The following is a 25519-nucleotide window of genomic DNA, read 5'->3' on the forward strand; positions in this document are numbered from 1 at the left end:
TGTTTAGTATCTCTTTAGATTCGTTTCGAGTAGCTGGTGGCCTATTGCTGCTGAGCATCGCGTTTTCGATGATGAGCGGTAAATTGGGTGAAGATAAACAAAACAAACAAGAGAAATCTGAATACATTAGCCGTGAACAAATTGGGGTTGTGCCACTCGCCATGCCTTTAATGGCAGGACCGGGTGCCATCAGTTCAACCATAGTGTATGGCTCTCGCTACCCAAGCATGTTCGATACCGTGGGCATTATAATCACTGTGGTGTTATTTAGTTTAAGCTCTTGGCTGCTGTTTCGCTCAGCCCCCTATATTGTCCGCTTCTTAGGTCAAACGGGTATCAACGTGATTACGCGGATCATGGGTTTAATACTAGGCGCACTCGGTATTGAGTTTATTGCCAATGGGCTCAGAAATTTATTTCCTGGCCTTGCATAACCGCGTTAACATCGTCACTGTTACTACAGATAAAAAGCATAAAAAAAGGGGCGCTTTGCATAAAGCGCCCCTTTTTTATTTTTACTCAGGTAGTTTTAAACCGAGATCCATCTTTACTGTTTTTCAGCCAGAATGATCCGCAAAGTACGGCGAAGCGGCTCAGCAGCTCCCCACAATAATTGGTCACCCACCGTAAACGCATTTAAGAAATCATCACCCATAGACATTTTACGCAAACGTCCTACGGGAACTGACAAGGTGCCAGTGACTTTGGCAGGGCTCAATTCACGTGCGGTAATATCGCGCTCGTTTGGAATAACTTTCACCCAATCATTGTGCGTAGCGATCATCTCTTCGATTTCATCAAGCGGAACATTTTTCTTCAGCTTGATGGTTAATGCTTGTGAGTGGCAGCGCATTGCGCCAATACGAACACAGGTTCCATCAATCGGAATCGGTGACGATTGAAGTCCCAGAATTTTATTAGCTTCAACGCCCGCTTTCCACTCTTCTTTGCTTTGACCATTGTCGCGTTTGACGTCAATCCAAGGGATTAATGAACCCGCTAGTGGTGCACCAAACTGCTCGGTAGGAAAAGAAGGTGATCGCATGGTTTCAGCTACTTTTCTGTCAATATCAAGAATTGAGCTCGATGGATTAGCCAATTCAGAGCTCACCGCATCGTTAATTACTCCCATTTGCGAGATCAACTCGCGCATATTTTGAGCGCCAGCACCCGAAGCTGCTTGGTAGGTCATTGCGCTCATCCACTCGACCAAACCTTTCTCATAAAGGCCGCCTAATGCCATGAGCATTAAACTGACTGTGCAGTTACCGCCAACAAAGGTATTGGTTCCTGAATGGATGCCGTGCTGAATTTGTGTCAAGTTAACTGGATCTAAAGTGATGATTGATTGTTTATCCATCCGTAAGGTAGATGCAGCATCAATCCAGTAACCTTTCCAACCCGCTTGACGCAGAGCTGGGTACACTTTTTCAGTATAGCTACCACCTTGACAGGTGATGATGGCATCTAATTGTTTGAGGCTATCAATATCGTAAGCATCTTGCAGTAACCCTGTGTGATGATTGCCTTTCTTGGAAGGCACCGTTGGTGCAGGAATACCAATTTGAGATGTGCTAAAGAAAACCGGTTCGATCAAGTCAAAGTCATTTTCTTCGACCATACGCTGCATCAGTACAGAACCGACCATACCACGCCAACCCACTAAACCTACTCTCATCGCGCTCACTCTCCATGTATCTAAAATGAAAATTTATTGCTCCATCTATAAGTGGTTCAGCATAAAATCTCAAGACTTTCTTAGTAAAAGTGGTAACTTTTTCTTTCTGCGTAGCCAGTTTTGTAAAAAACACATTTAAGCCTAAAAATCACTCAACCGCACTATGATTCAGCATTCAATAATCAACGAAACGCTAAATAATCACGTTCTTGTTACACAAAAAGCCCACACTACAAAACATTTATAACCATTAAATTTAACTATTATCAACATTTAACATCGAAGATTAACCACTTGAACGACATAAATCACATCCGAGGTGTTTGATGTCGATATATTATGCTAACTATTGTAAAGTGCGATCGAACTCAATAAGGGCACCGTTCTGTCCTTAGATCATAAATCTGACAAGAGGCTCTTTTATGACGCAAGCCCCTCAACGCCTACCTAGCTTAATTCAAGTAATTACTGCTCTAGGCTTGTTTTTGTTACTCGCGTTTTCGTTTACAGCTCAACTCGATCTCCCGATCCAACTGGCCTTATACATTGGCTGGTTCATCATTATTGTGCTCGGTGTTCGTTTAGGTCACCAATATAAAGAATTAGAAAAAGCAGCACTGAATGGTATTTCTAATGGTTTAGGTGCCGTGTTGATACTTTTAGCTGTTGGCGCATTAGTTGGTACTTGGATCTCCGGCGGGATCGTGCCGACCATCATTTACTACGGTCTTCAAGCAATCCATCCTTCTATTTTCCTTCTTGCAACGATGATCATCTGTTCTCTCACCGCTTTAGCAACTGGAACCTCATGGGGTGCAGCTGGTACCGCGGGGATTGCCATGATGGGGATTGGTCAAGGTCTTGGCGTTCCAGCACCAATCACCGCTGGCGCAGTACTTTCAGGTTGTTACTTTGGTGACAAAATGTCGCCATTATCTGATTCCGTTATTCTGGCGTCTTCGATGTCTAACGTTGAAGTGATGGAGCACATTAAAGGTATGCTGCCGATAGCGCTTATCAGCTACGTGATCACGGGTATCATGTTTACCTTATTTGGTTTCCACTATGCGGGTAACGTAGACATGTCTCAAGTACAAAGCGTGATTGAGGCGATGGAACAGCAGTTTTACATTACCCCATACTCTTTTGTGCCAGTGCTGATTGTACTTGGCTTGCTTGCGATGAGAATGCCTTCGTTTCCTGTAATTAGCTTTGGTTCTTTGCTGGGCATCATTTGGGCTGTGATGATCCAAGACGTAGACTTCTTGCAAGCTTTCAATACCGCATGGGCACCTTACAATATTGAATCTGGCGTTGGCTTCATTGACTCAATCTTAAACCGAGGCGGCATGTCCTCTATGCTTGGTTCTGTTGCCGTGATTGTCTTTGGTCTCGGGTTTGGTGGATTGCTGGATAAAGTGGGTGTGCTTGAAACCATCGCAAAACTGTTTGAGCGCCGCGTGACAAGCGCAGGTTCACTGGCAACCAGTACTATTGGTACTGCATTTATGGGCAACGTTTTTGGCTCAGCCATGTATGTTTCACTCATCCTGACCCCTAAAATCTGTGCCAAGAACTATGACCGTTTAGGCTATCAGCGTAAGAACCTATCACGTAACGCTGAATTTGGTGGCACGCTCACCTCCGGTATGGTGCCATGGAGCGATAATGGCATCTATATGGCGAGCATTCTAGGCGTTGCAACGCTCTCATATGCCCCCTTTATGTGGCTAAGCTTTGTCTGTATTTTGGTGACCATTTTTACCTCTTACATGGGTTGGTTTGTTGATAAATGTGAACCTACTGCACCAGCAGACAGTACTGAACAAGCATCGGCTCTCAACCAACAGTCAGCCTAGCAGAGTATTGCAAAAGTCATTGAACTAAAAAACCATTAAAAAAGAGCTCAACTGAGCTCTTTTTTACTACAAGCAGAATCACCATTTAAAGCTGACACGATAGAACTGGCTTATCGTTTTCTTTGATCAAGGTAGTGTTGTGCTCTGGCTATAGCGGCCGCTAATTGCGTCGTTAATAACTCCAATTGCTTCTCCGTAGGTCGTTGCTTCTGACTAAGTCGCAACTCTATTTCTGACGCTATCTGCTTGAGAGAACGGCAACCAAGATTGCCCGCGACGCCTTTCAGGCTATGTGCTCGGCGCTGAGCAGCCTCCAAATCAGAATGCACCAATCTTTTCAATTCAGTGGCATCATGCTGATGATCTTGTATAAATACGCTCAACAGTAGAGTGACAGACTCAACATCGCCATTGAGAGTTATGAGCATGGATTCAATATCGATGGCCAAATCATCAGAAAGATCCGATGTTTCCACCTGTGGTTCTTCTGTAGACAAAACACGACTCGGATTTATCTCAGATGACGCATCCTCTTTCGCAGCACTGGGAACTTTATTAACATGAGAACGAGTTAAAACTGATGACCGAAACATCAACCAACCCAGCAATAGCATAACACCACCACTTAACCCCATGACAAGATAAGCATAGATGTTTAAAAGACGATGGTATTGGTTTTCAACATGGATAAGCTGATTGTAAATAGAGTGATTGATTAAATTGTCGACCAAACGTGCACCTTGGGCGTATTGATTCAGTAAATCAGACGCTTGTGCTAATGTCTGCTCTAACTCTTTTTTCTGAATGGCTGGTAAAGATTGCCCATCCACATAGAGTTTATCTAATGCTCGATAGATCCCCGGATTTTGCTCAGTGTCACTGAACATCGCTTCAAATACATAAGCGCCTAACACCACATACATTTGCTTGAGTTGTTCTGAATTAGTGGGATTATCGCGCAGCACTTGTAGGCGTTCAACCAAGGGTTGAATATTAAGCTCAATCGACAAATACGATTTGGTCAGTGTGATATAGCGATCAGTCACATGGAGCAATTGCTGAATATCTGGTCGCCATGAAAAATCTCGGTGCTCAACTTCCAGCTGTAGCCTAAGTGAATAGAGTAGCTGCACATTCAGCGCGATATCATTCGCTCGCGTCGAACGATAAGGCTCTTTAAAATAGAGTGAACTTTTAAGTTCTTCAACACTGTAATGTAACTCTTTCACCGCATGCATGGCTTGGTAGCTTAAATGGCTTTGCCAAAACACAAGACCAACGGAGATTAACCAACCAAACAGAATCACTCCATACGATCTCACGCTGAATCGTTTTGATTTCTTTTGCCCAAACACTGTGATTACCAATTTGTACTTGTAATTAATACAAGCATAAACCTAAAGTTTGGACCGTGCTGAGTTGTACATCGGGAGAAAAGACAAAAAAGAGAGCCATATCAAGCTCTCTTAGTGGTAAACGATTAACGCTGGCGCGTTAACTGTTCTCTTAAATTCGGTGGCGTGCCTTTGATGGTTAACGTGTCGCTTTCAGGATCATAAAAAATACGCTCTCCCAATAACAAGCTATCAAAGCTCACATTCAAACCGCCCCCTGCACCGACAAACTTGGTCAGTTTACGCACGGTAGAACGATCACCAGGAAAGCTCTCTTCCAGTTCATAGCCATGTGCCTGCGTATATTCGAAAAAACCCGTGCCGTCTTGGCTAGCAGGTAATTCACCAGACAACTCACGAATATGAACCTCTTCACCGGCTTTAATTTGCTCATTGCAGTAATCGTAAACCTGCTTCTTGTAACCGATCGCTTCATCTTTTTCTAGCTTAGAATCCGTGCAAAAATCCTGTACCGCTTGCATCAGTACTTGATTTTGCACTTTGGTATCTAACCCGACATCGGCTTGCAGAAAATCAAGAAAGAAATCCGACACTTTTCGACCAACGCGACCTTTGATATAGGCAAGGTAGCGGTTTGAGTTTTTGTCCGTTTCAAAACTTGAGAGGTCAAGACGCGCCGCGATATCCATTTTGTTGATATCAAGATAATCTGTCGCGCTAATGTCGAGCCCCTCTGTTACTTTCAAACTTTGGTTGAGAGGTAAAAGCCCAATAAATAGGTAATCAGTAGCCAGTGACTGATATTCGGCCATCACTAAGATCCCTTCATCAGCAAACGGATACTTTGATAATTCATCTTTCAGCCGTTGAGCACTGATTTGTGAAAAATCGTAAAAATCACGCTCACCTTGACGAAGTTCTTGCAACCAAGTTTGAAAATCACTGTCCGACTTAAACGAACCAAAACCTTTGCTCGCTTTCGAATTAAACACGCGATGCAACTCAGCCACTAAATTTTCGGCAGACGTATCATTATCTAAAGATTGAGAGCGGTATTTAACCACCAACTCATCTTGCTCGTTTTTGCTTAATTGGTGCAAAATCACGTTGGAAAGGTGAAGACTCATAGTGAAATTATCATCGTTCTGGTTTCAGTTGTAAGGCATTGTAGGTTATCATAAGCCGCTTTTACTATCATCATTAGAGTCTTTATGCCTATTACATCTAAATACAGCGACGAAAGAATTGAAAATATCCTGACAGAAGTTGCTGCCATCCTCGCTAAACATAGTGCTTCCCCTGAGCTTACTCTCATGATTGCGGGAAACATTGCAACGAATGTCTTAAACCAAAACGTTGCCGCTTCACAGCGTAAGGCGATTGCGGAAAAATTTGCTCAGGCATTGATGTCGTCTTTAGAAACTACTACTCACTAATAGAATGCATAGATAGAAAATCACATGGCAGATAGCGAAAATACATACGGTGAACGCGTATCACGGTTGGTTGGTTGGGGGCATTGGTTTGCTTTCTTCAATATCATTGCAGCAATGCTTATTGGTACTCGATATATCGTACAATCACCATGGCCTGAAACCTTGTTGGGGCAGTTTTATTTAGCTGTGTCTTGGGTCGGCCATTTTGGATTTTTGGTCTTTGCACTCTATCTGCTGGTTTTATTCCCTCTGACATTCATCATTCCGTCGCGCAAACTATTTCGCTTCGTGGCGGTCTGTTTTGCAACGTTAGGACTCACACTCTTATTAATCGATACCCAAGCTTATCAAGCAATCAACCTGCACTTAACACCGATTGTATGGGAACTGCTTTTTAGCGATGAGACCAGCGCTATCACCGCCGACTTACAGCATCTGTTTGTGGTCATGCCGCTCATTTTCCTCTTACAACTTGGGCTTTCGGAGTGGGTTTGGCGTAAGCAGCGAAAACTATCGCATAAACACGTTGGCCGGCCCATCGCGGCGGTATTTTTCATTAGTTTTATTACCAGCCACCTTATTTACGTTTGGTCTGATGCGTATTTAGAAACATCAGTGACCAGCCAAAAATCAAACTTCCCGCTCTCGTATCCAATGACGGCAAAATCGTTCATGGAAAAACACGGTCTATTTGATCGTGATGTGTACTTAAAGCGTTTGAAGGATAATGAAGAGAACCTTAACATTGTTCGTTATCCTCTTGAGCCTCTTCAATTTGGCCGCAGAGCAAATAATCTCAATATTTTGCTAGTGAGTGTCAATAATTTAAGAAGTGATGTGCTGACAGCTGAAATCATGCCCAACACTTACCAATTTGCGACAGAAAATTTGAAGTTTAATAATCATTACAGCTCGAGTAATGACATGTTTGGGATCTTTGGCTTATTTTATGGATTTCCAAGCAGTTATGCCAACGCCATTCGTTCACAAGGTACCCCTCCGATACTGATAGATGTATTGAAAAAACAGAATTATCAGTTTGGCCTCTTTAGTGGCGATAATTTTGACGACACCTTATACGAAGAGACGATTTTCCGCACTTTAACGGTCTCTAAAGCTCCTTTTGATCAAGAATCGAGCACAGATAACCAAACTATACAACGCTGGCATAAATGGGTATCCGAGCAAACCGAACAACCCTGGTTCAGCTATTTGGAATTGACGACCGTTGACAACTTTAATGACTTTGACCCTCGGTCAAGTAAAGGTAGTGCCAGCGATCGCCTGCGTGCTGGTTACAATAACTCGGTCAATGCAGCCGACCAAGAAATAGGTCTGCTGCTCACTAAGATTGACGAATTACAATTGCAAGACAATACGCTGATTGTGATCACCTCAAATCATGGCGCGGAGTTTAACGAGACAAAAACCAACAGCTGGGGTGCTAACAGCAATTACAGCCGATACCAGTTACAAGTGCCGATGATCATCCATTGGCCAGGAAAAATGGCAGGGGAATACTCACACCGTTCAAGTCACTTAGATTTTTCAGTCACGCTTTTACAGGATCTATTAGGTGCTTCATCCAACCCTATTGAATTCAGCAGTGGTAGAAACTTGTTTGATGAAAACAAAAGGAAGTGGATTTTAGCCGGTGATGCCCGTGAATTAGCCTTGATTACTGATACCCAAACCACCCTCATTGATAAATTTGGCAACTTCAAGCTGTTTGACGAAAACTATCAACGTCAGAAAGACTCTAGCCCAGCGTTGCCTGTACTGATGCAAGGCTTAACCGAATTGCAGAGATTTTACGCCAAAGACAATTAAATCAGGCCGTTAGCAAGATTATCTCTTGACGCTAAAGGGATAAATGATTAGATTACGCCAATCGGACTGTAGCGCAGCTTGGTAGCGCACCGTCATGGGGTGTCGGGGGTCGGAGGTTCAAATCCTCTCAGTCCGACCATACACCTACAAAAAAGAGAGCTTCGGCTCTCTTTTTTGCTTTAGTATCTTATTTTTTAGTCTGTTTGGACTAACAGGGGCGCAACTTTGGTTGGGTGAATGACAACGGCAACAGATTTTGATGTCGGGGTATCACTAAAGTCCCCTTTACTGCTCAATGGAATGAGTGCATTTGCCTCAGGGAAATAGGCCGCTACATTCCCTTGAGGAATTACATAGGCGACCACTTTGAAGCCCAAAATTTCACGTTTAATACCATCATCCCACAGTGTCTCAATATCGACTCGTTCACCCGCTTTTAATTGCAGCTGCTCAATATCTTTTTCATTCATGAAAATGACATTACGTTCACCAAATACACCTCTGTAACGATCATCCAAACCGTAAACCGTGGTGTTGTACTGATCGTGCGAACGTATCGTCTGCAACACAAAAATCGGTTTCTTGGTCATCTGCTGAGTTTTGAGCGGAACGATAGATTCAGGAAGTGCATTACTGCTTATCTGCGCTTTTCCTGTGGGCGTTTTCCAAGTAAATTCACGCGCTGAATTACCAAGATAAAAACCGCCAGGCCCTTTGAGCCTCTGATTAAAATTGGCAAATCCTGGGATAATCTTTTCAATCAAATCTCGAATGTTATCGTAATTATCAGCCATGGATTGCCAATCAATTGGATTTCCCTCCCCTAAGGTCGCTTTTGCCATTCCTGCGATAATGGCCGGCTCTGAGCGCATCATCTCTCCTGTAACATCAATTCGCCCAGAAGAGGCATGAACCATGGAGAATGAGTCTTCAACGGTAATTTTCTGTGGCCCCTGAGCCTGAATATCAATATCGGTCCGACCTAAACAAGGCAGGATCAACGCATCCTTGCCCGGGTTGACATGGCTCCGATTCAGTTTAGTCGCAATGTTTACGGTCAAATTACAGTTTTTCATTGCTTGCGCGACACGCTCGGTATCGGGCGCAGCGGCAACGAGGTTTCCCCCTAAACCGATAAAGACTCTACTTTCACCCCGTAGCATCGCCTCAATAGCATTAACTACATTATGTCCATGCGCTTTTGGTGGCGTAAAGCCCAGTACTTTTTCAATATTGTCGAGTAGAAATACCGGCGGTTTTTCATTAATTCCAACCGTGCGGTCACCTTGCACATTTGAGTGGCCACGGACAGGACATACCCCAGAACCATCCTTACCAATTTGGCCAAACAGTAATTGTAGATTGACCAACTCTTGTATGGTTGCCACCGAATGCTTATGCTGAGTCACCCCCATCGCCCAAGTCACGATCACGCGTTTAGCGCCTTGATAGATATCTGCCACCAGCTCTAGCTCTTGTTGCGTGAGCCCCGATTGCTCAATAATACTTGGCCACGACGTAGCCTGCACCATGGCTAAGTAAGACTCCATCCCTTCGGTATGCTGGGCAATGAAATCAAGGTCGAATATCGATTCACCGCAGGCCTGTGCTTGCTGATGACGAGCAAGAAGAATTTTCACCAAGCCACGAACCGCCGCCATATCTCCGCCTAATTTAGGAGTGAAATAATGGCTAGTGGTCGGTGTTGAGCCATTGCTTAACATTTCAAAAGGATTTTGCGGGTTAGTAAAACGCTCCAACCCTCGTTCTTTTAAATTATTAAACGCAACAACCCGAGCCCCACGCTTATAGGCTGACGCCAGTGTTTCCAACATACGAGGGTGATTCGTTCCTGGGTTTTGTCCAAATAAAAGAATCGCATCGGATTCTTCAAAATCCTCAATAGTCACAGTTCCCTTACCAATGCCAATCGAGCGAACCAAGGCGACGCTCGTAGCTTCATGGCACATGTTTGAGCAATCAGGAAAATTATTGGTACCAAACCGGCGCGCAAACAACTGGTATAGAAATGCAGCTTCATTACTCGCGCGGCCTGATGTATAAAATTCCGCCTGATTTGGACTAGCGAGTTGATTGAGGTGCTGTGCAACCAGTGCAAACGCCTCATCCCAGCTGATTGGCTCATAGTGATCCGTTTGAGCGTTATAGCGCATTGGTTCCGCTAAACGCCCTTGAGATTCGAGAAAATAGTCACTCTGCTTATTGAGCCAAGTGACCGAATATTGCTTAAAGAAATCCGCCCCAACGCGTCGAGAAGTGGCTTCCCAGTTTACGGCCTTAGCGCCATTTTCGCAAAAAAGAAAACGCCCTGGAACATGTTTTTCACCCCAAGCACAGCCTGGGCAGTCAAAACCATGGTCTTGGTTGGTTTTTAAAAGATTGGAAATATTTTTGGCAACATTATGACTTTTCAATAGATGATGCGCGGTGCTTTTTAGCGCTCCCCAACCACCAGCCGAACCGGTATATTGTTTAATACTCATATTCTTCTTCTCACTCTTTCACTGACTGCAAACGTGCATGACCATGGTATATATTGAACTGATTTTTTTTGATAAAACCAATCAGTGTCATATCAAACTGACGCGCCATATCGAGCGCTAAACGTGATGGCGCACCAACAGCCACCACCACTGAAATGCCAGCAATAGCCGCTTTTTGCATTAACTCAAAACTCACTCGGCCGCTAAGAATCAATACCCCTTGCGGGTGCCAACGTTGCTCACTCAAAATTCGACCAATCAACTTATCCACTGCGTTATGGCGACCCACATCTTCCGCAACGGCAATCAACTCGTCATTCACGAAGTAACCCGCACCATGCACCGCCCCCGTTTTTGCAAACAGTGGTTGATGAACAAGAAGCAGATTAGGAAGCGTAATAACAACATCAGAAGAGAGCCATTTCGGGCTATCATCAACACGAATTTCTCGCCTCAAACTCAAGGATCGGATGGATGTCATACCGCAAATGCCACAGCTCGACTGGCTCATATAACGACGGGCCTGATGCTGAATCACATCAGTGTATGGATGATTGAGCGTGACCAACCAGCGATTCTGGCCATGCCGTGATTCGTCGTCAACCAATTCCATATTAAGTATATGGTCATATGAATCGATCACTTGCTGCGTGTAAAGTAAGCCACCGATGAGATGAGCATCGTCACCGGGCGTTCGCATTGTCATGCTCCACTCTTCGATATGCAGCTTGTTAGTAACCGTATCATTCCATTGCAAACTGATTTGTAAAGGCTCTTCAATAGCAAGAATATCGTATTCATTTTGAAACCCTATTTTGGAATCAAAACGTTGGCGATAAATGCGTTCAGTCCCCTCAGGTTGAGCATCATGAGGGTCATTGGTTGTCGTTTCTTCTAGCATGGTTCTTTTTATTGACTGATTTCAATCATCAGCATAGGTGAGTGCAAGATAAACTCCTGCAAACACTTTGTACTTAATGATTGGAAATGGAAGTAGTGCCTTAAACACAGGAAGCTGCAAATTACTCCTCACCTTGCGCAGGGTCAAGAAAGCCATCTTTTGGTTATGGTTCAGATTTAGTACCATTTCCCTGCCAGTTTTAGCTTGTTACCCGTCATTCCCAGAGGTTCGAGCATTATATGAACATAAAAGCATAAAAAAGAAATAACATTCCATTTATGAAACTCCGGCAGCCTGATACGACAAGAGAGCATCAGGCAAACATCGTAAGAATTCACCGTTAAGCTAGCAACCAAATCAAAAATGCGCCATAACGAAGTACGCATTAATGTACGTTTTTTCTCCAACAAGGCGCTAAGAATCAAGCTATTAGTGGGAAATTATCGGCAATTGTATACAAAACCAGCAAACGATCAGCTCAATACTTTACAAAGTAAAATTGCCTCGCTATTATGCGCACCACACGGAGAGATGGCTGAGTGGTTTAAAGCACCGGTCTTGAAAACCGGCGATGGTTAATAGCTATCCTAGGGTTCAAATCCCTATCTCTCCGCCACTTTTAAGAAAAGCCGCTGTTTTTACAGCGGCTTTTTCGTATCTGATTAACATCATTTTCTCATACTGATTTTTTATTCCACGCACCAGTTGCCATTCATTAGATAAGTACACTCTCCATTCATCACATACCAAAGGTGTATTTTTTATAAACTGGCATCAAATATGCTTTCCATTATTCAACGGTTATGTCGTAATTAATGGCATGGTTAGAGAGGAGAAGTGTATGAGCCATCTCTATAAGATTGAATCCTACAGTGAAGAAGCGGTCAGCTCGATTGCCCAGTTTATCCGTTCTAAAGGTGGAAGATGCTGTATTGCTGGTTTTGCCGTGATAACAAGCCACCCTTTTCAAGAGCGCGAGGCGTGGCGTTTACTACCACTTGTCGGCAAAGTGACTGACAATGTAACCGATTGGGATACCAGCCTTTTTTATCGAAAATGTGATAATTAGCTCGTCAGGTCGGTGAACATCTTACCTAATTCACTGGCCTCTGCTTACTTAGCGACCGATTCTTTGATGTCATTTTATTGAGCCGAATTACGTTGATAACGCGTGGTTTTGCTGGATTTACGTGTCTTTCGTTTGAATGCAGGGCGCTCCACTTTAGGCAATGAGCGAAGCGATTCTGGCACTGCGCCCGATTTCGCCTGTTCCATGATCTGAATAATGCGCTCTTGCAGTACTTGCATAAAGGGTTGATACGCTTGCCCACGTTCAGCCATCGCTTGCAATTGATGCTCCCAATGGGCGGTCATATCCGGATAAGTTGATTCATTTGGCAGCGCATGAATTAAACCCCTTCCCGCTGGCGAGCTTAGGATCAGCTTACCTTGACGTGTTAAGAGTTGCCGCTTGAATAAAGTGTCAAGGATCCCCGCTCGCGTCGCTTCCGTACCCAAACCATCGGTTTCACGTAAGATTTTTTTCAGCTCTTTATCTTCAACATAGCGAGCAATTCCCGTCATCGCTTGTAGTAAAGTCGCTTCAGTAAAATGACGAGGAGGCTCGGTTTTTCGATCGTGAATCTCCCCTTCTCGACACGTCAGCACCGTCCCTTTACTCAGTGGTGGAACGGTATCGACTCCGTTCTCTTCTTCATCGACTTTGCCTAACAAACTCTTCCAACCGGTTTCAACCAGTTGTCGCCCTGACGCAACAAAAAAGCCACCCGCAATATCAAACACCAGCTTGGCTTCGGCGTACACGGCGGCGGGATAAAATTGCATCAAGTATTGGCGCGCAATCAATTGGTATATTTTCATCTCATTTCCCGACAAGGCATTGACGGATGCCTGCTTTGGTGTGGGAATAATGGCATGGTGCGCGTCCACTTTCTTATCGTTCCATGCTTTGGATTTAAGAGCTAAGTTTGCGCCACTGACCGCCGTTAACAACTCTTTGGCGTTGCACGCGATAGCTTGAGTTACTGACGAAGCTTGAGCGTAATGTTCTTGTGGTAAGTAACGACAATCTGAGCGCGGATAGGTGATTAATTTATGCTTCTCATACAGAGATTGGCAAGTGTCTAACACTTGCTGGGCGCTCATTGCAAAGCGCTTCGATGCATCAATTTGCAGTGCAGATAAGGAATAAGGTAACGGCGCGGCTTGCTTAGTTTGCTTTTGTTCGGCTTCAATCACTGTGGCGGGTTGCCCTGCGATGCGCTGTGCGACATTTTCCACCAACTTGCGGTTTAAGACTCGCCCTTCTTCATCTTGCCAAGGCTGGCAAGCATCGCTGGGTTTCCAGCGCGCACGGATATCAAACGCCACTTGATCAGTTTGATAAGGGATTAACGCATGTAATGTAAAATAGTCTCGCGGGATGAAGTTTTCTATCTCCTCATCCCGACGTACCACAAGCCCTAGAATAGGAGTTTGTACCCGTCCAACCGACAAGACACCTTGATAGCCCGCTTTCTGCCCCAGCAAAGTATAAGCCCGTGACATATTCATGCCATACAACCAATCGGCTCTTGAACGCGCGAGCGCTGAAACCGATAAAGGGATGAATTCGCGGTTACTGCGCATCTGTTTCAGTGCACGCTGCACGGCTGGAAGGTTTAAATCGCTGATCAGTAGCCGCAATGCTTGCTCTTTTTTACTTTGGCTTACTTTGCAATAATCAATCACTTCATCAACTAATAGTTGCCCTTCGCGATCCGGGTCTCCTGCATGGATAATTTGCGATGCTTCTTTCAAAAGCTGACGAATCACAGTCAACTGTTTGCTCGATGTTTTGCGCGGTCTAAGCTGCCACTGTGAAGGAATGATAGGTAAGTCGAGTAAATTCCACTTTTTATAGCGTTCATCATAAACATCCGGCTCAACTTGCTCGAGTAAATGCCCAATACACCAAGTAACGATGTCACCATTCGCACAACGAATGAAACCTTGATCTTTCTTGTGTGGTTTCGGCAGAGCATCGGCTATAGCGCGCCCTAAGCTGGGCTTTTCAGCAATGAATAAACGGGTCATAAACTCAAATCAACGCAAAAAAATAAGGCCACATTAACCAATGTGACCTTAATAAATCAAGAAAAACTGTTATTTTATACAGTATTACCCTTCATTGCCTGCACGTGCAGCGGCTTCTTTCACTAAAGGTTGCAGTTCGCCTTTTTGGAACATTTCGATAATGATGTCACAACCACCAATCAACTCACCTTCAATCCACAATTGTGGAAAAGTAGGCCACTGTGCGTATACAGGCAGCTCAGCGCGGATATCTGGGTTTTGCAGAATATCCACATAAGCAAATTTCTCACCGCAAGCCATCAAAGCCTGCGCAGCTTGAGAAGAAAATCCGCAACTTGGTAGCTTAGGAGAGCCTTTCATGTATAGCAGAATGGCATTTTCTTCAAGTTGCTGTTTAATTTTATCAATAGTTTCCATTGCTTCCTCTTAATGGGATAGTGCGGTTTGTTACTGACATTCTAAATCATTAATAGAGAATAAAAAGCACATATTATTTATGGATATCCTGCCTATACAACAATTTTCAATATTAGGACTTTTAATAAAGTAAAAACTTGCTAAAATACCTTCAAGTCAGTCGTATCGACGAATATCATTATAATATCTGGAAGCTACTGAAAGAGACTTTCACTCTTTCTACACAACGGAGAATCGAGCAATGTCATTCGAATTACCAGCTTTGCCTTACGCTAAAGACGCTCTAGAACCACACATTTCAGCCGAAACACTAGATTTCCACCACGGTAAGCACCACAACACTTACGTTGTCAAGCTTAACGGCCTTATCCCTGGCACTGAATTTGAAGGTAAATCTCTCGAAGAGATCATCAAAACTTCAACTGGTGGCGTGTTTAATAACGCCGCTCAAATTTGGAACCACACCTTCTATTGGCACTGCCTTGCACCAAATGCAGGTGGCGAACCAACAGGTGCCGTTGCAGACGCAATCAACGCCGCATTTGGTTCTTTTGAAGCTTTTAAAGCAAAATTCACTGACTCAGCGATCAATAACTTTGGTTCATCTTGGACTTGGTTGGTGAAAAATGCGGATGGCTCTTTAGAGATCATCAACACTTCAAATGCAGCCACACCACTGACTCACGAAGGTGTGACTCCGCTACTGACGGTTGATCTGTGGGAACACGCTTACTACATCGATTACCGTAACCTACGCCCTGACTACATGAATGGTTTCTGGGCACTGGTTAACTGGGCATTCGTTGCAGAAAACCTAGCAAAATAACCTTTTCCCCTTGGATTGGTATTTAGTCATATGAAAAGCCTGCTTTATCGCAGGCTTTTTTGTTATTTTATCTAAAGTTATCTGCTTTCTCGCCGCTAAAAGTGCATCGGTTGGAGAGGCAAATGCAAGTACATACATTAGATAAAGCCAGTATTATAAACGAGCTTCAATTTGGCTCGGGGCTAAGCCATGCTGTCCAGCAAGGACGCCGTGCGGACTTTGCACTCATACTGTCGATGTTTTCTAACGATGTACGCGACAACACTCCTGTTGAACGTATTGAAAACCCACTCACTAGCGATGAATTGTTACGTAAGCGATTTGAGCTTACGGAGCCTCAAGCACTGCGTTCCGACCAAAGCTCTTACGCTGTTTCAGCAAAACAGGCCGAGCTTTTCCACCACGGAGGACTCGCCAGTGCGAAACTCAGCCACTACTTGACTCCTGAAGTACTCGCCTATTTGCCTGAAGATACGCATGATTTACCCGAAGAGGTATATCTTAATCTGTCAGGACATGAGCGAAGGCATCTTGCCTCCCCCTCAAACGTTGAGCTCTTAGTTGCCGATCTGTCGGTTCAACTCACCGTTGCCCACCGGCGAGATCAGATCCGCACCCAAGTTTGATGTCTTGTATGTAACACAAAACGACATTCTCTAGATCAGAATGTGAGTATGACCAAAAAAAACACATACCACGCTCGCTTAGGCTGAGTAATTTGATGTTATTCACACCCTACCCACAGTTAATCAACCATCCTATTGAGACTAAATCCCGCTACAACAATAAAACAAACAATAGGGTGAGGCACCCAATGGATATAAAAAGTGCAATAATATTAATCACTTCAGCAAGTTCGATGCTTGGTAGCACGCTGGCCGTTCATTTCGCACATTTAGGTGCAAAAATTATTTTGTGTGACCAAGACAAATTTGGGTTAATGGAAACCTTTGCTCGTTGCAAAGCGATCTCTCAGGATGTTCATTATTACCACACACCAGATTACTCTTTAGAAACGATCCATCGGCTGTTCGATTTTATTGATCAAACCTATCATGGGGCACCGGATGTGCTGGTCAATAATTGGCCAAATGCATCCCTCCCCCCCTTGATAGGTGAACAACGAGCTGAAGTCTTCCTTCAGAAGCTCGCCATGATGGCCTCAACTTTATTCACTTTTGGTCAAGCAAGTGCTGAGCGAATGCGTATTAACAACAAACCCGGTGTGATTGTGAACGTCATTTCTCAAAATGATGAGTATGACCTAGCGGGAATTGAAAATGCGAATTCTATGGTTTCTGGTTTCACGCAGAGTTGGGCAAAAGAACTAACCCCTTTCAACATAAGGGTCGGAGGCGTAGTGCCTAGCGCAAAAGGTGATGTAGATGAGAAGCCCCATTGGGCTGAGCTGCAAGATGAATTGATCCGCAATACGGAATACATCGTCGCTAACGAATACTTTAGCGGACGTGTGATGTCGGCCTAGCTAGCAGTACAAGGCCGACCTACATGGGTATGATTAAAACCCTTCTTCCAGATAATCGTCGAGATACTCTTCTTCCGATTCATCATACGTTTGGGTATCAATTTCTGCTTTAAAATCTTGGCGTTGTAAATAAACATCGCGAGTTAATGAATATGGATCTGGGGAGTTTTCCAACGTCACTTCTTGAGGAACGAGCCTTGCTCGGGTCTCCAATCCTTCAAGAGCCCATTTGCCTAGGCCAGCCCAGACATTGAGATAAGAAAGTGGTACATACAAGCCATCCACAACATCTGTGGTTTCTCGAATCGTGTAGGGCCCGTATCCAGGAATCATTAAATATGGACCATTACCAACACCATAATGACCTACCGCATCACTAAACGCTTTTTCATTGTGTTTGGTGATGCCCGCTTCTGACGCAATATCAATCATCCCAAACAGGCCTAAGGTGCTATTAATCCAAAAGCGGTTAAAGTGGTCAACGGCTTTCGTGCCATTACCCATCAATATGTTGTTGATAATGCTTGAAGGTTCATCAAAGTTTGACAGAACATTGGCGATCGTTTTTCTAATTGGGTGTGGAATGTAATCCACGTAGGCAATCGCAACAGGGCGAACCAAGTATGGATCGATATAATCGTAGTTGATTGTCCACATTGATCGGTTAAAAACCTCAAAAGGATCGCCCGACTGCGTTTGATTTGATTCGGCTGACGTTGAATCCGGAGCGCTTGCACACCCTGCTAATACGAAAAGGAACAGCATAGGGCATATCAGTCGGGATAGGCGGCTTATCATTATTTATTTCCATGTATAAAGGCCGATGAGACATCGGCCTATCAATACGTTAATTGTATATAAGTGCTATTAATACTGCTTATTGATCACAACTTCAACAGGTTGACCGAGGCTCATGGGAGCACTTTCACCAAACCAATCACCTTGTTTGGTTGAAACATTGCCATCCGTATCCAAGCGTACTCGAACAATAAGCTGTGCAAGGTCGGATAACTTCCGCCCCTGAACCATGCTATTGCTATCATCTAACACAACCTTAATAGGGAATTGAGTCAGTGGATAACGCGCTGCGGCAACAGGCATAGGTGCACCATCAGAACTGTGCACAGAGACTATGAGTACTGCATTTTGTTCAAGAGTCACACCATCACCGAGTGAGATGGTGACAGGAACCATTTTCCCATCGATAGCTTTAGGCTGCATTTTGCTTTGTGCTCTTTCAATACTGCGCGAAAGCATCTCATAACGGCTATCTTCAGGGCCAATCATCTGCTGCATTAATCGCCAATACTTCATCGCCGCTGGGTAATCCTGGCGTTCAAACGCATCAAACGCAAGTAGTGAAAACACGCGTAGATCAACATAATCTTGTTGTACTAATGCCGTTAAAATTTCACGTGCTTGATTTTGGTCAAGCTCATCTTGTGACAACATTAATGCTTGCGCATAGCCCAACTTCACATCTGCATCTTTTGGATCTAACGCATACGCTTTCTTCATTGAGCCAATCGATGTTTCTATATCTCTGTTAGCAAGTCCAATACGTCCAAGCAGCAACCACCCGGTCGCATCTTGAGGCTGATAATGCAGACGAGTGCGCAGCGCCAGTGTGAGATCATTCATCTCATCATCACTTAAGGCAGCACCTTCTGGTGACATCATTTTTTTTGAGAGTGCAGGTAAGTTAGCGTTCACTTGCTGCCACTGCTCTACTTGACTAGCCGCGCCAAATTTTAGGTAAAAGCCATAGCTTAAGATGACGACCAATAAAATCGAGGGGATCAAAACAACCATCGGTGACACATGTGAAGAATTTCCTTGCACCGATTGCGCAGGAATATCATCCAATAGCGACTGTTTCAGATCAGCAATCAGCTCTTGTTCGCTGTCAACCAACCCTTCTTGCGTCTCTTCGTGTAACTCTGCAAGGCGGTTTTTAAAGATCGCTTTGTTCAATTCGTCACGCAGCGCTGCATCGTTGTTCGCTCTGTTTTTGAGGATCGGCAGTGCAATGAAGACACAACCAAAGAAGGTCAGAATGAGGGTAGATAACCAAAAAAACGTCATTATTGTTTGTCTCCATGCTTCTCATCATCAACCGCGTCTTCGGCGAGCAACTGATTTAATCGCTCTTCCTTTTCGGCATCCCAAACTTCACCACTTTGAGCGGTTGATGCTTTACGACGTTTGCTGCGTAATACAATAAAACCAAAACCCAGGAACACCACACTCAAAGGACCTAGCCATAAGATGGAAGTCGCCAAAGTCAACGGTGGGTTATAGGTCACAAAGTTGCCGTAACGTGCAATCATGTAGTCAACAATGTCTTGTTCAGACTTACCTTGCTTGGTCATTTCATAGACTTTATTACGTAAGTCCTGTGCTAATGCAGCATTTGAATCGGCAATAGTATTGTTTTGACACTTTGGACAACGCAATGTATTGCTCAACTCTTTGAATTGCTGCTCTTGCTGTGGATTATCAAACTCGTACACTTCAATTGCAGATTGCACAGAAAATACCAAAGCAAAGCTAGCAATGATCGATAATATAAAACGCTTCATTACTTCGCTTCCTCTAGAAGTTTCTGATACATAGGTTGCAAAGTTGTTTGCCAATTGGTTGGATTAACATCCCCCACATGGCGGTAACGAATAACGCCGTTGGCATCAATGAGAAAGGTTTCCGGCGCACCGTAAACGCCGAGATCTAACCCTAGCATACCATTACCATCGAACAGGCTGATCAAGTAAGGATTACCTAGCTCATTTAACCATTGAACCGCTTTATCTCGTTGATCTTTATAATTTAAGCCTATAATTTTTACACCATCACCCGCCAACCGATTGAGATATTGATGTTCGGCATAGCAGGTCGGGCACCAAGTTGCCCAGACGTTCAGCAGCAAAGGCTCCCCTTTAAATATCGCTTGGTCATACAGCTTGCCGGGTTCAGCTAAATCTTCCAAACGAAATTCAGGCACAGACTTACCAATCAGAACCGACTCCAATTTTGTGGGATCATCACCTTCGGTATTTTTGACCAACTGAGTAACAAACACGGCAACTAGACCAAGAAAAGCCACCAATGGAATAAATAGAATTTTCTTGTTCATCTACGCCTCCTGTTGGGAGCTTTTTCTAAAGCGGTAGCGTTTGTCACTAATGGCTAACGCACCCCCTAATGACATCAATAAAGCACCAGCCCAGATCCAACGTACAAATGGTTTGTAATAAATTCGGATCGCCCATGAACGACCATCTTCTAATCGCTCACCCATTGCAATGTACAAATCGCGAGTGATGCCACGATCGATGGCCGCTTCAGTCATCATTGACTTGGCAGTACGATAAAAGCGTTTTTCCGCATGGAGTGTATTCACGTATTGCCCATCCTGCGTAATTTCAAAATCGGCAATATAACCATCATAGTTCGGGCCATCTTTATCTCTTAACCCTTTGAAATAAAAGTTATATTGTTGGATTTCAAAAGATTCCCCAGGTGCTAGACGAACATCACGCTCGATACTGTAGTTTTGCACCATCGCAATACCAATCACAGTAACGGCAAGACCAACATGGCCTAACATCATGGCCCAGTGGCTACGTTGTAGTTTAGTCACCCCTATCATAAAGCTATGACGATGTGTCGCACGTTGGTGCAACTCGACAACGTGTAGCAAGATGATCCAAAACGCCATGACCCAGCCGATAAATGCCATCAAGCTAAAGCGTTCCGCTAGCAGGTACACCATAACCGCCGAAAGAATCAACGCCATCAGGCCACAAATCAACATCGGTTTCAAAAGCTTGGAAAAATTATCGCGCTTCCAACGGATCAGTGGACCGATCCCCAGCAAAAATGCAAATGGCACCATTAGCCATGCAAACAGCATGTTGAAGAAAGGCGCTCCTATTGATACGGAACCAAGGCCAATCTGCTTGTGGATTAAAGGTAACAAGGTGCCAACCAACACCACCACCAATGCAGCGATTAATAAGATGTTGTTGGAGAGCAGCGCATTTTCACGCGAGATCAATTCAGCATTGCCACGGACGCGCACTGCCGCACCTTTAACGGCAAACAATAGCAGTGAGCCACCGATGACAAACACCAAAAACCCAAGGATAAACAGGCCACGAGCGGGATCGGATGCAAATGCGTGTACCGAAACCAAAATACCAGATCGCACTAAGAATGTGCCCAGTAAACTGAGCGAAAATGCTGAAATTGCCAGTAACACTGTCCAAGCTTTGAATGTGCCACGTTTTTCTGTCACAGCAAGTGAGTGCATCAATGCCGTTCCCGCAAGCCATGGCATAAACGACGCGTTTTCTACTGGATCCCAGAACCACCAGCCACCCCAGCCAAGTTCGTAGTAAGCCCACCACGAACCTAGCGCGATACCTAATGTCAAAAATAACCACGCCGCAGTTGTCCAAGGACGAGACCAACGGGCCCATGCAGTATCCAAACGCCCAGTCATCAAAGAGGCTATCGCAAATGAGAATGCGACTGAAAAACCAACATATCCCATGTATAACATAGGTGGGTGAATGATTAGCCCAGGATCTTGTAGCAGCGGGTTTAAGTCACGACCATCAATTGGGAAATAGGGTAAGGTGCGTAAAAATGGATTCGAAGTCACGATGACAAACAGCAAGAATCCAACACTGATCAGCCCCATAACAGATAAGACTCGCGCCACAGATTCTTGAGGCATACCACGGCTAAAGGTAGCCACCGCCACAGTCCATCCTGCTTGAATTAAAACCCACAGCAATAATGAACCTTCATGCGCCCCCCACACCGCTGTTAGACGGTAATACCAGGGTAATTGACTATTCGAATTACTCGCCACATATTGCACCGTGAAGTCATTGACATAAAATGCCCACAGCAAAATGCTAAATGAGACCAATAGCAATGAAAACATTCCCCATGCTAATGGCCGCGCAGTATTCATCAGCATGGTATTGTTTTTAGAAGCACCAACAAGTGGAAGTAAGCTGAGTAATATGGCAAGCCCAAGTGAAACAATAAGGGCAAAATGTCCTATTTCAACAATCATTGAGCACTTCCTTGTTTTTGTTCCGAGCTATAGGTTAACGGCTCATGCGTTTTCTTCATTGCTTCAGCAATTTCCGGTGGCATATAGTTTTCATCATGCTTGGCTAGCACTTCAAACGCTTCCACTGTGGTGGCATCTTTCAATACGCCTTGCGCAACAATACCCTGACCTTCTCTAAACAAGTCGGGTAAGATGCCTTCATATTCGACCGTCACATTTGGACCAACATCGTGGAGCTGAAATCTTACTTTTAGTGACCCCGGATCTCTTTTCACAGAGCCCACCACCACCATGCCGCCAATGCGTAGCCGTTGACCCACTTCTGGCTTTGTCCCATCGGGTTTACCGTGTACAAGCTCGGTCGGCGTATAGAAAAGGTCCATATTTTGATTGAGTGCATACAACATCAAACCAATGGTGGCACCAGCCCCAATAATCAATGCCAAAATAATGGTGAGTCTTTTTTTACGTCTTGGGGTCATAAGGTGTTCTCCATATGCTTTGCAGCATCAATTCTGGCTTGGCGTGCAACCTTTGCTTGCACATCTTGCAACAAGGTTTTGCCACGCTTGATGCTGAGCATCAGTAAAATAAACATGGATAAAAAGGTAATGCCAAATGCACTCCATACATAGGCGGAGTAACCGCCCATCGCCAAGAAATCACTCAAAGAGTCAAAATGCATGATCAGTTACCTTTCTGTGTTTGAAGGGTTGCCAATTCGATAACCCAAGGGCGATGGCTCTCTTTACTGATAATTTCATTGCGTAAGCGGACCATAGTGACCGCAGCAAAAAAGAAAGCAAAACCAAAAATATTGAGCAGCAATGGCCACAACATGTCACTGGATATGGAAGGCTTTTCAAATTTAGTAATCGTGGCACCTTGATGCAGGGTATTCCACCACTCAACGGAGAAATGAATGATAGGTAGATTGATCACACCAACGATGGCCAGCAGACCTGCGGCTTTTGCGGCTGTTTTTTGATCATCGAAAGCGTGGTAAAGCGCAATCACTCCCAAATAGAGAAACAGTAAAATGAGCTCAGACGTCAGACGAGCATCCCATACCCACCAAGTTCCCCACATCGGTTTACCCCAAATGGCTCCAGTAATTAACGCAATAAACGTAAATACCGCACCGATGGGCGCCATTGCAGCAGCGGCCATGTCTGACAGTTTTAATTGCCAAACTAGACCAATGAAAGCCGCAATCGCCATCGACATATAAATGCCCATTGACCAAATGGCGGAAGGGACATGAATGTAAATGATTCTGAAGCTGTCGCCTTGTTGATAGTCTGCCGGAGCATAAGCTAAACCAAGGATATTACCGACTACCAGGCATAAGATAGCGAGCCCTGCAAACCAAGGCAGGAACTTTCCACATAGCCGATAGGCGGATTCAGGCTTTGCATAGGGATGGAGCCATTTCCACATTGTATTGTCTCACTCTTACTTCATTGCTTCTGAGCATGTGTCTGCTCAGTTTATTGTGTTGTTGATACGCAACGCTCAAATGCATTGCTGAAAATATCGTTCGTACTTAATTTAGTTAACGCTGACTCTCAATGCTGCGCTAATAGCAAATGGAGTTAATGTTATCGCGCCCATAAACATTGCCCCCAAAACAGCCAATTGACCGTTGTAGAGCATGCCAAGCGATGCTGCATCAATAGCTGATGTAGCGAAGATTAAAATCGGGATATACAAGGGTAAGACCAGTAGGCTCAGCAACACGCCACCTTTTTGCAAGCCGACGGTCAATGCAACACCAATAGCACCGATAAAACTCAACGTTGGCGTGCCAATGAACAAAGTCAATACAACTGCAAGCCACGTATTAAAATCTAATGACAATAATACGGCTAACAATGGGCTAATTAAAATTAAAGGCAGTCCAGTCAATAACCAATGAGCCACGACTTTTGAAATAACGACTATGGGTAATGGCACTGGGATCAGCATCATTTGTTCAAGCGACCCGTCTTGAAAATCATCGCGAAACAGACGCTCAAGTGATAGTAGCGCCGACAGTAACGCCGCAACCCAAACAATACCTGCGGCGATACGGGCGAGCAAAGCAGGCTCTGGGCCGATACTCAGCGGAAATAGGGTGATCACTATGATAAAAAACCACAGTGGATTAAAAATATCGGCTTGACGTCGAAAAGCGATCAATAATTCACGACGGATGATCATCCCCATGGTCACGATCATGACTCATGCCCCAATTTAATTTTTCGCAATTGCGGATAGTTAGCAAACATATCTTGGTGTGTGGTCAATACAACGATGCCACCTTGTTGCGCATGCGCTAGAAATAAGGCTTCCAACACTTTGACACCTTGCTTATCAATCGCAGTTAACGGTTCATCTAAAATCCACAACTTTTGTTGACTGAGCCACAAACGAGCCAGCGCAACTCGGCGCTGTTGTCCGGCAGAAAGCTGGCCTGCAGCCACGTCTTCTCGGCCAGCTAAACCTACTTTAGCCAAGGCTTGATATATCTCTTGAGAAGACGATTCTGCATTATGCACTGATTGATAAAAATGAAGATTCTCGAATGCCGTCAAATCGCGCTTAACCCCAGTTTGATGACCAAGAAACAGTAAATCTTGGTGGTAATCATCACGATTAGACTCAATATTCATGCCATTCCACAAAATAGAACCATCCTCTCTATCACCTAACCCGGTAATAATTCGTAGTAAGGTCGTTTTACCTGTGCCGTTCCGTCCTTCAATCTGCACCAATTCGCCAGCATGAATCACAAAGCTAAGTGCTTCAAACAGAACTCTTTCATCACGAATTGCGGTCAGGTTATTTACTTCAAGCATGTGCATCTAAATCGAGAAATTTGAGCCGCTATATTAGCACACCACACCTAAGACAAAACATAATAAGACTATTACCAGTCACGAAACTAGGTAAGAAACTGTTAATTTTTAATTATTTTCTGTCTCATTTACTACTTTGTGGCTACATTTAGCCACATTCAAAACTAGAGAGGGAAGCCATTGGCCTGTCTCTTATACACAA

25 protein-coding genes and 2 tRNA genes are annotated in these 25519 nt (G+C 44.3%); 10 read left to right on the plus strand and 17 right to left on the minus strand.

Annotated features, from left to right (window positions below; all coding sequences use genetic code 11):
• A partial coding sequence (locus tag PL85_RS17685) for a YchE family NAAT transporter (RefSeq protein ID WP_215809362.1) occupies positions 1 to 434 on the plus strand: 434 nt, incomplete at its 5' end.
• A gap of 113 nt (positions 435 to 547) precedes the next feature.
• On the opposite strand, the gene asd is transcribed toward PL85_RS17685, so the two are convergent.
• Positions 548 to 1678 (minus strand): aspartate-semialdehyde dehydrogenase, encoded by a 1131-nt coding sequence (gene asd / locus PL85_RS17690; protein ID WP_026028273.1) that lies wholly within the window; start codon positions 1676 to 1678, stop codon positions 548 to 550.
• Between the two features lie 422 nt (positions 1679 to 2100).
• On the opposite strand from asd, the gene nhaC reads away from it, so the two are divergent.
• Positions 2101 to 3537 (plus strand): Na+/H+ antiporter NhaC, encoded by a 1437-nt coding sequence (gene nhaC, locus PL85_RS17695; protein ID WP_115339172.1) that lies wholly within the window; start codon positions 2101 to 2103, stop codon positions 3535 to 3537.
• Between the two features lie 110 nt (positions 3538 to 3647).
• On the opposite strand, the gene PL85_RS17700 is transcribed toward nhaC, so the two are convergent.
• Both PL85_RS17700 and yejK read right to left on the minus strand, forming a co-directional pair.
• Positions 3648 to 4844 (minus strand): Hpt domain-containing protein, encoded by a 1197-nt coding sequence (locus PL85_RS17700; protein ID WP_115339173.1) that lies wholly within the window; start codon positions 4842 to 4844, stop codon positions 3648 to 3650.
• Between the two features lie 173 nt (positions 4845 to 5017).
• A complete protein-coding gene (yejK, locus tag PL85_RS17705; protein ID WP_017042553.1) occupies positions 5018 to 6019 on the minus strand; it encodes a nucleoid-associated protein YejK in 1002 nt (333 codons plus the stop codon).
• An 84-nt stretch (positions 6020 to 6103) separates the two neighbouring features.
• Between yejK and PL85_RS17710 the strand changes: the two genes are divergently transcribed.
• The 3 genes from PL85_RS17710 to PL85_RS17720 all read left to right on the plus strand — a co-directional run bounded on the left by PL85_RS17710 (position 6104) and on the right by PL85_RS17720 (position 8297).
• Positions 6104 to 6328: a YejL family protein gene (locus PL85_RS17710; protein WP_013856392.1), complete on the plus strand. Its 225-nt coding sequence runs from the start codon at positions 6104 to 6106 to the stop codon at positions 6326 to 6328.
• 24 nt (positions 6329 to 6352) lie between these two features.
• Positions 6353 to 8158, plus strand: coding sequence for a DUF3413 domain-containing protein (locus tag PL85_RS17715; protein WP_115339174.1), 1806 nt, complete (start codon positions 6353 to 6355; stop codon positions 8156 to 8158).
• Between the two features lie 62 nt (positions 8159 to 8220).
• A tRNA-Pro gene (locus PL85_RS17720) sits at positions 8221 to 8297 on the plus strand.
• 55 nt (positions 8298 to 8352) lie between these two features.
• Here the strand turns inward: PL85_RS17720 and PL85_RS17725 are convergent.
• Positions 8353 to 10662 (minus strand): FdhF/YdeP family oxidoreductase, encoded by a 2310-nt coding sequence (locus PL85_RS17725; protein WP_115339175.1) that lies wholly within the window; start codon positions 10660 to 10662, stop codon positions 8353 to 8355.
• Positions 10663 to 10672: 10 nt separating this feature from the next.
• Positions 10673 to 11563, minus strand: a complete 891-nt coding sequence (locus PL85_RS17730; RefSeq protein WP_115339176.1) for a formate dehydrogenase accessory sulfurtransferase FdhD — start codon at positions 11561 to 11563, stop codon at positions 10673 to 10675.
• A 525-nt stretch (positions 11564 to 12088) separates the two neighbouring features.
• On the opposite strand from PL85_RS17730, the gene PL85_RS17735 reads away from it, so the two are divergent.
• Both PL85_RS17735 and PL85_RS17740 read left to right on the plus strand, forming a co-directional pair.
• Positions 12089 to 12179: transfer RNA gene (locus tag PL85_RS17735), tRNA-Ser, on the plus strand.
• Positions 12180 to 12404: 225 nt separating this feature from the next.
• Positions 12405 to 12632 (plus strand): hypothetical protein, encoded by a 228-nt coding sequence (locus tag PL85_RS17740; RefSeq protein ID WP_026028272.1) that lies wholly within the window; start codon positions 12405 to 12407, stop codon positions 12630 to 12632.
• 74 nt (positions 12633 to 12706) lie between these two features.
• Here the strand turns inward: PL85_RS17740 and PL85_RS17745 are convergent, their stop codons facing one another.
• Both PL85_RS17745 and grxD read right to left on the minus strand, forming a co-directional pair.
• Positions 12707 to 14659, minus strand: a complete 1953-nt coding sequence (locus tag PL85_RS17745) for a DNA topoisomerase III (RefSeq protein ID WP_115339178.1) — start codon at positions 14657 to 14659, stop codon at positions 12707 to 12709.
• An 84-nt stretch (positions 14660 to 14743) separates the two neighbouring features.
• Positions 14744 to 15076 (minus strand): Grx4 family monothiol glutaredoxin, encoded by a 333-nt coding sequence (gene grxD / locus PL85_RS17750; protein WP_094128991.1) that lies wholly within the window; start codon positions 15074 to 15076, stop codon positions 14744 to 14746.
• A 241-nt stretch (positions 15077 to 15317) separates the two neighbouring features.
• On the opposite strand from grxD, the gene sodB reads away from it, so the two are divergent.
• The 3 genes from sodB to PL85_RS17765 all read left to right on the plus strand — a co-directional run bounded on the left by sodB (position 15318) and on the right by PL85_RS17765 (position 17388).
• Positions 15318 to 15902, plus strand: a complete 585-nt coding sequence (gene sodB, locus PL85_RS17755; protein ID WP_010318866.1) for a superoxide dismutase [Fe] — start codon at positions 15318 to 15320, stop codon at positions 15900 to 15902.
• 122 nt (positions 15903 to 16024) lie between these two features.
• A complete protein-coding gene (locus tag PL85_RS17760; protein WP_174223799.1) occupies positions 16025 to 16528 on the plus strand; it encodes a VC2046/SO_2500 family protein in 504 nt (167 codons plus the stop codon).
• A gap of 233 nt (positions 16529 to 16761) precedes the next feature.
• Complete coding sequence (locus PL85_RS17765; RefSeq protein WP_370685854.1) at positions 16762 to 17388, plus strand: SDR family oxidoreductase; 627 nt, start codon at positions 16762 to 16764, stop codon at positions 17386 to 17388.
• Between the two features lie 33 nt (positions 17389 to 17421).
• On the opposite strand, the gene PL85_RS17770 is transcribed toward PL85_RS17765, so the two are convergent.
• The 10 genes from PL85_RS17770 to ccmA all read right to left on the minus strand — a co-directional run bounded on the left by PL85_RS17770 (position 17422) and on the right by ccmA (position 25317).
• The gene (locus PL85_RS17770; protein WP_088729022.1) at positions 17422 to 18186 is read right to left on the minus strand and encodes an MlaA family lipoprotein; all 765 of its coding nucleotides are present in this window, start codon (positions 18184 to 18186) and stop codon (positions 17422 to 17424) included.
• Between the two features lie 69 nt (positions 18187 to 18255).
• Positions 18256 to 19473 carry a c-type cytochrome biogenesis protein CcmI gene (ccmI, locus tag PL85_RS17775; protein WP_013856382.1) on the minus strand — a complete coding sequence of 406 codons (1218 nt, stop codon included), beginning with the start codon at positions 19471 to 19473 and terminating at the stop codon, positions 18256 to 18258.
• Entirely contained in the window at positions 19473 to 19970 is a 498-nt protein-coding gene (locus PL85_RS17780) for a cytochrome c-type biogenesis protein (RefSeq protein ID WP_013856381.1), read from the minus strand. The genes ccmI and PL85_RS17780 overlap by 1 nt, the downstream gene beginning before the upstream one ends.
• Positions 19970 to 20521, minus strand: coding sequence for a DsbE family thiol:disulfide interchange protein (locus tag PL85_RS17785; protein ID WP_013856380.1), 552 nt, complete (start codon positions 20519 to 20521; stop codon positions 19970 to 19972). Before PL85_RS17785 ends, PL85_RS17780 begins: the two co-directional genes overlap by 1 nt.
• The gene (locus tag PL85_RS17790; RefSeq protein WP_017045241.1) at positions 20522 to 22477 is read right to left on the minus strand and encodes a heme lyase CcmF/NrfE family subunit; all 1956 of its coding nucleotides are present in this window, start codon (positions 22475 to 22477) and stop codon (positions 20522 to 20524) included. It lies immediately after the preceding gene.
• A complete protein-coding gene (gene ccmE, locus PL85_RS17795) occupies positions 22474 to 22959 on the minus strand; it encodes a cytochrome c maturation protein CcmE (RefSeq protein ID WP_013856378.1) in 486 nt (161 codons plus the stop codon). The genes PL85_RS17790 and ccmE overlap by 4 nt, the downstream gene beginning before the upstream one ends.
• Positions 22956 to 23162: a heme exporter protein CcmD gene (gene ccmD / locus PL85_RS17800; RefSeq protein WP_064625743.1), complete on the minus strand. Its 207-nt coding sequence runs from the start codon at positions 23160 to 23162 to the stop codon at positions 22956 to 22958. The genes ccmE and ccmD overlap by 4 nt, the downstream gene beginning before the upstream one ends.
• A 2-nt stretch (positions 23163 to 23164) precedes the next feature.
• Complete coding sequence (locus PL85_RS17805) at positions 23165 to 23917, minus strand: heme ABC transporter permease (RefSeq protein ID WP_019280903.1); 753 nt, start codon at positions 23915 to 23917, stop codon at positions 23165 to 23167.
• A 111-nt stretch (positions 23918 to 24028) separates the two neighbouring features.
• Positions 24029 to 24697 (minus strand): heme exporter protein CcmB, encoded by a 669-nt coding sequence (gene ccmB, locus PL85_RS17810; protein WP_013856375.1) that lies wholly within the window; start codon positions 24695 to 24697, stop codon positions 24029 to 24031.
• Entirely contained in the window at positions 24694 to 25317 is a 624-nt protein-coding gene (gene ccmA, locus PL85_RS17815; RefSeq protein WP_026027245.1) for a cytochrome c biogenesis heme-transporting ATPase CcmA, read from the minus strand. The genes ccmB and ccmA overlap by 4 nt, the downstream gene beginning before the upstream one ends.
• Positions 25318 to 25519 lie beyond the last annotated feature (202 nt).

Origin of the sequence: Vibrio anguillarum, from assembly GCF_001989995.2 — a bacterium.
GTDB lineage: Bacteria > Pseudomonadota > Gammaproteobacteria > Enterobacterales > Vibrionaceae > Vibrio > Vibrio anguillarum.